The sequence below is a fragment of the Stenotrophomonas sp. genome, assembly GCF_032103445.1.
GTDB lineage: Bacteria > Pseudomonadota > Gammaproteobacteria > Xanthomonadales > Xanthomonadaceae > Stenotrophomonas.
In genome coordinates this window covers 1-7,293 of record NZ_DAMDFR010000114.1, presented here as the reverse complement: position 1 = coordinate 7,293, position 7,293 = coordinate 1, and the positions used below count along the sequence as shown (strand labels likewise).

At 67.3% G+C, this 7,293-nt stretch carries 8 protein-coding genes and 1 pseudogene; 2 read left to right on the top strand and 7 right to left on the bottom strand.

What is annotated here, in order from left to right:
* From RT551_RS20885 to birA, 3 genes and pseudogenes are all read right to left on the bottom strand, one after another.
* A pseudogene (locus tag RT551_RS20885) lies at positions 1 to 282 on the bottom strand (SPOR domain-containing protein); the annotation flags it as partial.
* Between the two features lie 10 nt (positions 283 to 292).
* Positions 293 to 1,030 (bottom strand): type III pantothenate kinase, encoded by a 738-nt coding sequence (locus RT551_RS20880; RefSeq protein ID WP_313462045.1) that lies wholly within the window; start codon positions 1,028 to 1,030, stop codon positions 293 to 295.
* Positions 1,027 to 2,004, bottom strand: coding sequence for a bifunctional biotin--[acetyl-CoA-carboxylase] ligase/biotin operon repressor BirA (gene birA / locus RT551_RS20875; protein ID WP_313462042.1), 978 nt, complete (start codon positions 2,002 to 2,004; stop codon positions 1,027 to 1,029). The genes RT551_RS20880 and birA overlap by 4 nt, the downstream gene beginning before the upstream one ends.
* A gap of 120 nt (positions 2,005 to 2,124) precedes the next feature.
* On the opposite strand from birA, the gene RT551_RS20870 reads away from it, so the two are divergent.
* On the top strand, positions 2,125 to 2,400 hold the full coding sequence (locus RT551_RS20870) for a hypothetical protein (RefSeq protein WP_311193460.1): 276 nt from the start codon (positions 2,125 to 2,127) through the stop codon (positions 2,398 to 2,400).
* Positions 2,367 to 3,155: a zinc-dependent peptidase gene (locus tag RT551_RS20865; protein WP_313462039.1), complete on the top strand. Its 789-nt coding sequence runs from the start codon at positions 2,367 to 2,369 to the stop codon at positions 3,153 to 3,155. Before RT551_RS20870 ends, RT551_RS20865 begins: the two co-directional genes overlap by 34 nt.
* Before the next feature lie 32 nt (positions 3,156 to 3,187).
* Here the strand turns inward: RT551_RS20865 and RT551_RS20860 are convergent, their stop codons facing one another.
* The 4 genes from RT551_RS20860 to dusA all read right to left on the bottom strand — a co-directional run bounded on the left by RT551_RS20860 (position 3,188) and on the right by dusA (position 7,027).
* On the bottom strand, positions 3,188 to 4,612 hold the full coding sequence (locus tag RT551_RS20860) for a sensor histidine kinase (protein WP_260341715.1): 1,425 nt from the start codon (positions 4,610 to 4,612) through the stop codon (positions 3,188 to 3,190).
* 23 nt (positions 4,613 to 4,635) lie between these two features.
* Entirely contained in the window at positions 4,636 to 5,322 is a 687-nt protein-coding gene (locus RT551_RS20855; protein ID WP_260341714.1) for a response regulator transcription factor, read from the bottom strand.
* Between the two features lie 71 nt (positions 5,323 to 5,393).
* On the bottom strand, positions 5,394 to 5,762 hold the full coding sequence (locus RT551_RS20850) for a hypothetical protein (protein WP_311193457.1): 369 nt from the start codon (positions 5,760 to 5,762) through the stop codon (positions 5,394 to 5,396).
* Positions 5,763 to 5,989: 227 nt separating this feature from the next.
* Positions 5,990 to 7,027 carry a tRNA dihydrouridine(20/20a) synthase DusA gene (gene dusA / locus RT551_RS20845; RefSeq protein ID WP_313462032.1) on the bottom strand — a complete coding sequence of 346 codons (1,038 nt, stop codon included), beginning with the start codon at positions 7,025 to 7,027 and terminating at the stop codon, positions 5,990 to 5,992.
* Positions 7,028 to 7,293: the final 266 nt, after the last annotated feature.

Genomic DNA, 7,293 nt, shown 5'->3' with positions numbered 1-7,293 from the left:
AGCCTGATCGGCTGCGGGCGCTGCGACGGGTGTGGTGCCGGAAGCAGGCGCTGCTGCACGGGCTGCGGCCGTGGCGTCGGTCAGCGGTGCCGTCGTGGCGGCGTCCGTCGTGGCCGCTACAGGTGCCGCAGCTGCAGCGGGTGGCGTATCCAGGAACTGCAGGCGGGCGACGCCGGCGGGCGCTTCCACCGGGGCGGGCACGGGTTCGCCGCGCAGCATCCACCACAGCGCGACACCTACATTGAGAATGGCCAGAACGACGATCAGGGCACGGGTCAGCATGCGCTCGATCCTACCGTGCCGCCGGTGGCTGATGCACGGCCCAGCGCGCGAGGCCGTCCAGCACCAGTGCGGGGTGGAACTGCGCATCGGGCAGTAACGGCATCAGGGCCGGCGCGCCGCCGCCGTGGACCAGCAGTGCGGGCCTGGTGCCCAGCACCTCGGCCGCGCGTTCGCGGCTGCGTTCAATCAGCGCCACCGCGGCACCGTCGCAGCCGGACGCCAGCGCGTCGGCGGTGTCGTTGGCGAACTCGCTGTACTGCCCACCGCTGGCGGGCAACTGCACCGCACGTGCGTGCAGGGCTTCGCGCATGGTGGTCGGCGATGCGGCGATGCGTCCGCCGTGGTGCTGGCCCTGCCCATCCAGCAGGTCGATGGTGAGCGCGGTACCCACCCCCGCCACCACCACCGGCTCGCGGCGGTCGGCAACGGCCAGCAGGGCCAGATAACGGTCCACGCCGAACTTCGCGGGGTCGGCATAGGCGATGCGCAGGCCGGCGAATTCGGCCTCGGTGCGGGCTACCCGCACCTGCCTGAAACGCTGCGCCAGCACCGCCTGCATGCCCGCGGTGAGTGCGGGCGCGGCCACGCTGGCCACGTAGGCGATGTCGCCGGACGGCAGGTTGTCGATCTCCTGCGCCGGCATGGCTTCAGCGCCGTGCGGCCACGCCTGCACGTCACCGGCGCGCACGCCCTGCAGCGGCGCGAATTTGAAACGGGAATTCCCCAGGTCGAACAACCAGTCGCTCATTGCGCCCTCACGCTGACTTCCCCGGCATGGAACACCCGCTCCACGCCCTCGATGCGCACGCGCAGCGCGCCATCCTCGGCCAGGCCCAGGGCCTGCCCTTCGTGCAATGTGCCGCCGTCTTCCACCCGCACCGCGCGCCCAGCCAGGCTGTCGAGCGCGGCGTAGCGGGCCAGGAACGGAGCCAGCCCGTCCTGCTCGAACAGCTCCAGCGCCGGCAGCAGATGTGCCAGCAGCCCGGTGACGACGGCGTTGCGGCTGACCTCGCCGCCCATCAGGGTGGTCAGGTCGGTCCACGGCTGGGTGATCTGCGCGGCGAATGCCGGCGGCATGCGCACATTGATGCCCAGCCCGATCACCGCCCGCGCCGGGCCGGCGAACTCACCGCCGCCCTCCACCAGCAGGCCACCCAGCTTGTGCCCGTTGACCACGATGTCGTTGGGCCACTTCAGGGCCACGTCTTTCACGCCCTGGGCCTGCAGCGCCTCGGCCACGGCCACGCCGGCAACCAGGCTGAGCCCGCCCAGGCGCGACAGCCCGCCGGCGAACCCGCGCAGCACCGACAGGTAGATGTGCGCGGCCAGCGGCGAGGCCCATTCGCGGCCCCGGCGACCGCGGCCGCTGGTCTGGCGCTCGGCCAGCAGCACAGCCGAGCCGCGCTGCGGCGCGCTGCACCGCAACAATTCGGTGTTGGTGGAGCCGACGTTCCAGGCGACCTGCAGGTCGTCCAGCAGGGGGGCCAGCGCAGCCGGCAGGCCGGCGGTGATGGTGGCCGCGTCCAGCAGTTCGACCAGCTGCTGCAGCTGGTAGCCGTCACCGGCGCGGCCGTCGATCTCGATGCCGGCCGCTCTAAGTCCTTGAATTCGCTTCCAGATTGCGGCGCGGGTCTGGCCCAGCTCACGTGCCAGCGCGTCGCCGGACAAGCGCCCGGCACTCAGTTTGGCCAGCAGTTGGCGGTCGTCCACGGCGGTGTCCATCGGAGAAACGGGAAAATTATGCGGGAAAGCGCCGGGCCGCGCCTGCCGGGGGTTCCAAACCGGGACCAGAATCGGGCTAGAATCGAAAATTACCCCACCCGCCCCCACCGGATGTTGACGATGCGCCTGTTCGCCCATTGCCTGCTTCTGCTGACGGCCCCGATGGCCGCGCAGGCTTCCGATGCGCTGACCCACCAGGGCCGGGGCGGCTGTGTGTATTCGACGGCGGAAGCCGAGCGCACCACGCCGGCCAACCCGCCGGCCAACAGTGCACCGTCCAGCAACAAGCCCAGCGTCTCCCCGGCCGGCAGCACCGGCGGCGGTGGCGACGACGACGTGCTGCCGCGCCTGCGTGCGCCGAAGTGGCACAGCTTCCTGCCGGGCATGTTCCGCTGATCCAGTCGTTGCTGCAGTGGTTGCGGCCCGGTCCGCGCCCCATTCCTGATGAACATTGGCAACACACCTGCCAGCGCACCGCGTGGCTGCGTGGGCTGCCCGACGCCGATCGGGCGCGGCTGCGCGAACTGAGCGCGGCTTTTCTGCATGGCAAAACCGTCACGCCGGTGGGTGGACTAGAGCTGCAGGAACGCGATGCCGTGCTGATTGCGGCGTTGTGCTGTCTGCCTCTGTTGAAGCTGGGCGAGGTCGGCCTGCAGGGCTGGTCGCAGGTGCTGGTGTACCCGGAAGGCTTCGTGGTGCCGCAGAGCGAGGTCGACGAAGACGGCGTGCTGCACGAGTGGGAAGAAGATGCCATCGGCCAGGTGTCGCACACCGGGCCGCTGCTGCTGTCCTGGCACGACGTGCAGGCCGAGCTGGCGCACCCGCATGAGGGGGCCTGCGTGGTGGTGCATGAGATGGCGCACCGCATCGACATGCTGGATGGCGTGCTGGACGGCACCCCGCCGCTGCCGCGCGAGTGGCAGCAGCAATGGGCGGCGGATTTCCAGGCCGCGTTCGATGCGCTGTGCGCGCAGGTGGATGCGGACGAGGAGACGGTGATCGACCCGTACGGGGCGGAAGCGCCGGATGAATTCTTCGCGGTGGCGACGGAGTATCACTTCTCCGCGCCGGACCTGTTGGCGAAGGAGATGCCGGCGGTGGCCGCGCACCTGCGACGGTTTTATGGAGAGCCGCCGGCCCTTCCCGGCTGACCCGGTAGGTGCCAACCCCTGGTTGGCACGCTCTACGGCCCGGGCGGCAGCTTCACTTCAAACCGCGCGCCGCCCAGTTCCGGCGAGCGCTTCACCTGCAGTTCGCCGCGGTAATCCTTGATCAGGTCCTGGACGATCGACAGGCCGATGCCATGGCCCTGCACGCGTTCGTCGCCACGCACACCACGCTGCAGCACCTTGGCGATGTCGTCGGGCGCGATGCCCGGCCCGTCATCGTCCACCGACAGCAACAAGCCCGCACGGCGCACACCCGGCGCGGTGAGCGGCTTGGCCGTCAGCAACACGCGGCGGTTGGCCCACTTGAAGGCGTTTTCCAGCAGGTTGCCCAGCAGTTCCTGCAGGTCTCCCGGCTCGCCATGGAAGCGTGCGGCTTCGTCGATATCGAATTCGCACAGCACGCCCTTGCTGGCGTACACCTTCTCCAGCCCGCGCACGATCTCTTCCGCATTGGATTCGATCGGCAGCGGCGCGGAGAACAGCTTGTGCCCGGACGAAGCGGCGCGCGCCAGCTGGTAGGACACCAGGTTGTTCATGCGCCGCAGCTGCACGTCGAATTCCTCGCGCAGGTCCTGGTCGTGCGCGCCACTGTCGAGCTGCGTGCGCAGCACCGCCAACGGGGTTTTCAGGCTGTGCGCGAGGTCGGCCAGGGTGTTGCGCTGGCGTTCCAGGTTTTCGCGTTCGCTTTCAATCAGCGCGTTGATGCTGTCGGTCAGCGGCTCCAGCTCGCGCGGATGGCGTTCGCTCATGCGCTCGGTTTCACCACGCTGCACTTTGGTCAGCTCGGTGATCACCCGGCGCATCGGACGCAGGCTCCACTGCAGAATGACGGTCTGCAGCAGCAGCAGGATCAACCCCGCACCGCCCATCCAGAACCACACCCGGCCACGGAACACACGCAGCTGTGCACCCAGCGCGCGCGAGTCTTCCATCACATAGATGGTGTAGGGGAATTCAGTGGCGGGATCGGCGTCGGCGTCCCACACCAGGCCCAGGCCATAGCGGTACACCGAGCCCTCGCTGCCGTCGATCTGGATCATCGGCAGCGGGCCTTCAAAGACTTCCTGGCGCGGAGCCAGGATGCCGCCGCCCACGGTGGGCAGCATCGGGCCTTCGGCGGACATCGAGTTGCCCTTGCCGTCCGGCATCACCACCTGCAGGTACAGACCACTGCCGGGCACGTCGAAGCGCGGATCCGGTGGCTGTTCGCGGATGTACAGCGAGCGGTCGCGGGTGAAGTCGATGCCGGCCGCATACGCGGTGGCGTAGTTCTTCAACCGCTCGCGCAGGTTGGCGCGGGCGGTATCAGCGAAGGCAGCATCCAGCGCATAGCCTGCGATGGCCAGGAAGGCCAGCAGGCTCACACTGGCAGCCAGCAGCTGGCGAGCCTGCAGTGAGCGCGGCCGCCAGCGTTTGAAGAACCACAGACGGCCGGACATCATGCTATCGCCAACGTTGGATCTCAGCCTTCGTTGGTGCGCGGAATCGCGAAGCGGTAACCGCGGCCACGCACGGTTTCAATCGGCTTGAGCTCGCCGTCGGCGTCCAGCTTCTTGCGCAGGCGGCCGATGAACACTTCCAGCACGTTCGAGTCGCGGTCGAAATCCTGCTGATAGATGTGTTCGGTGAGGTCGGCCTTGGAGACCAGTTCACCGGCATGCATCATCAGGTATTCCAGCACCTTGTACTCGTAGCTGGTGAGGTCCACGTTGCTGCCATTGACGCTGACCGTCTGTGCGGCAAGGTCCAGTGCAACCGGGCCGCATTCCAGGGTCGGCTTGCTCCAGCCAGCGGCGCGGCGCAGCAGCGCGTTGACGCGGGCGAGGAGTTCTTCGACATGGAACGGCTTGACGAGGTAATCGTCAGCGCCCTGCTTGAGGCCTTCCACCTTGTCCTGCCAGCTGGAACGGGCGGTGAGGATCAGCACCGGGAACTTCTTGCCTTCGTCACGCAGCGCCTTGATCAGTTCCATGCCCGACATCTTGGGCAGGCCCAGATCGATGATGCCGACGTCGAACGGCACTTCGCGGCCCATGTACAGACCTTCCTCACCGTCCTGCGCAGCATCGACGGCAAAGCCTTCGCGCTTGAGCCGGGCTGCCAGTGTTTCCCGCAGCGGGGCTTCGTCTTCGACCAGAAGGATACGCATGAACTCTCCCTAGTGTCCTGGGTGTGGCCTGGGGCCAGTGGATTTCGTTGTTGACGGCCAACTATCCCTGTTCAGGGGTTATCGCCGCGTAGTGATGACATATCCGACCGGGGCGTGCGGGGCTGTGAACGTGGCTGCGCCGGGTCGTCCATGTAGCGGACGCGGCCCCGGTCATCCATGTATTTCACGCGGTTGATGTCCCGCCCGTCGAACGGCACCCGCTCCGCACCCAGGATGTGGCCACCGGTGGTGCGCTGGACCCGACGCACAGCGTCGGACAGCGACCGCTCCTGCGGCGCACTACGCGCGGCCCGCATGGCCTCGGCCCGCGCCGGGTCCGGCGGCGGCACCTGGGCACTGGCACTGCCAACAGCAGCGACGGCACCCGTTGCCAGCAGGGCGGCGACAGCAAGGCGGCGGTGGCGGGTCACGAAGAGCATCGGTTCGATCCTAGCGGACGGCGTCAAAACGTTCAAAAGTTGTGAATCGGGAAGTGCGGGCGTTGGGCCAGCGCTTTACGAATCTTTTGCAAATTCTTGGTTTTACGCAGTGAATCCGGTCTGAACTTTTCCGGGTGCCCCGTGGCTACGTTCATCTAAGTGAACCATAGCGGGAAAACGCCAAAAGGATCAAGCGGCGGCCGTGACAGCGGTCACGCCGGTTCAGGTCAGGCCGCGACCCGTTCGGCCTGGGCGCGGGTGATCTCCAGCGCCTGCTCGATCAGGCTCCAGTTCGCGCCCGGACGGTGCGCGCCCTCGCTGAGCACCTGACGGAATGCGCGCCCGCCCGGCTGGCCGTGGAACAGGCCGAGCAGGTGGCGGGTGATGTGCTTCAGGGCCAGGCCACGTTCCAGCTGGGCCTCGATGTACGGGCGCATGGCCCGCAGGAGCGCCTCGCGGGACTGCAACGGAGCGCCGGTCTGGGCGGCTTCCAGCTGATGAAGCACGTAGGGGTCGTGATAGGCCGCACGGCCCAGCATCACCCCGTCCAGCGCAGGCAGCTGGGCCTGGCAGGCCTCCACCGAGGCCAGCCCTCCGTTGAGCACGATGGGCAGATGCGGGCGGTCCGCCTTGAGCTGGTGCGCCCACTCGTAGCGCAGCGGCGGCACTTCGCGGTTTTCCTTGGGCGACAGGCCCTTCAGCCAGGCATTGCGGGCGTGCACGATGAACATCGCGCTGCCGGCGTTGGCCGACTGATCGACGAAATTCACAAAGTTTTCGTAGCTGTTGTCGTCATCGACACCCAGGCGGCATTTCACCGTGACCGGAATGTCCACCGCCGCGACCATCGCCGCGACGCATTCAGACACCAAGGTTGGCTCACGCATCAGGCAGGCCCCGAAGCGTCCGGCCTGGACCCGGTCGGACGGGCAGCCGCAGTTGAGGTTGACCTCGTCGTAGCCCCAGTCCTGGGCGATGCGCGCGGCCTGTGCCAGCAGTTCCGGGTCGCTGCCGCCCAGCTGCAGGGCCAGCGGGTGCTCGCTGCCGTCATAGCCCAGCAGGCGCTCGCGGTCGCCGTGGATGACGGCGTTGGCGTGGACCATTTCCGTATACAGCCGCGCACCCGGGGCCAGCAGCCGGTGGAACACGCGGCAATGGCGGTCCGTCCAATCCATCATCGGCGCAACTGAGAGGCGGACGGAAGCGGCGTAGCGCTGTTTTTCAGCCTTATCGACTGATTTATCGGCAGTTTTATCGCTTTGCATTGTCGGTCATTCTAGCGCGTTTTCGGGCGTTTTCGGGGCTTAAGTGCTACATTGGATGCTACACAGCGGAGTCCGTAGCACCGATGGGAACGATCACCAGCAGACGTCGCAAAGACGGGTCAACAGGGTATACAGCCCAGATACGACTCAAGCGCGATGGCCAGCTCGTCCACAGCGAATCCGAAACCTTCAGCACCAAGGCGCTGGCGAAGGGTAATCCCCCCTCAGAATAGAAGCAGCCATAAGTGGAATTTTCTCGTAATCTA

Coding starts and splice junctions, on each gene's coding strand:
- RT551_RS20880 (WP_313462045.1), bottom strand. CDS start 1,030: ATGAGCGACTGGTTGTTCGACCTGGGGAATTCCCGTTTCAAATTCGCG.
- birA (WP_313462042.1), bottom strand. CDS start 2,004: ATGGACACCGCCGTGGACGACCGCCAACTGCTGGCCAAACTGAGTGCC.
- RT551_RS20870 (WP_311193460.1), top strand. CDS start 2,125: ATGCGCCTGTTCGCCCATTGCCTGCTTCTGCTGACGGCCCCGATGGCC.
- RT551_RS20860 (WP_260341715.1), bottom strand. CDS start 4,612: ATGTCCGGCCGTCTGTGGTTCTTCAAACGCTGGCGGCCGCGCTCACTG.
- RT551_RS20855 (WP_260341714.1), bottom strand. CDS start 5,322: ATGCGTATCCTTCTGGTCGAAGACGAAGCCCCGCTGCGGGAAACACTG.
- RT551_RS20850 (WP_311193457.1), bottom strand. CDS start 5,762: ATGCTCTTCGTGACCCGCCACCGCCGCCTTGCTGTCGCCGCCCTGCTG.
- dusA (WP_313462032.1), bottom strand. CDS start 7,027: ATGCAAAGCGATAAAACTGCCGATAAATCAGTCGATAAGGCTGAAAAA.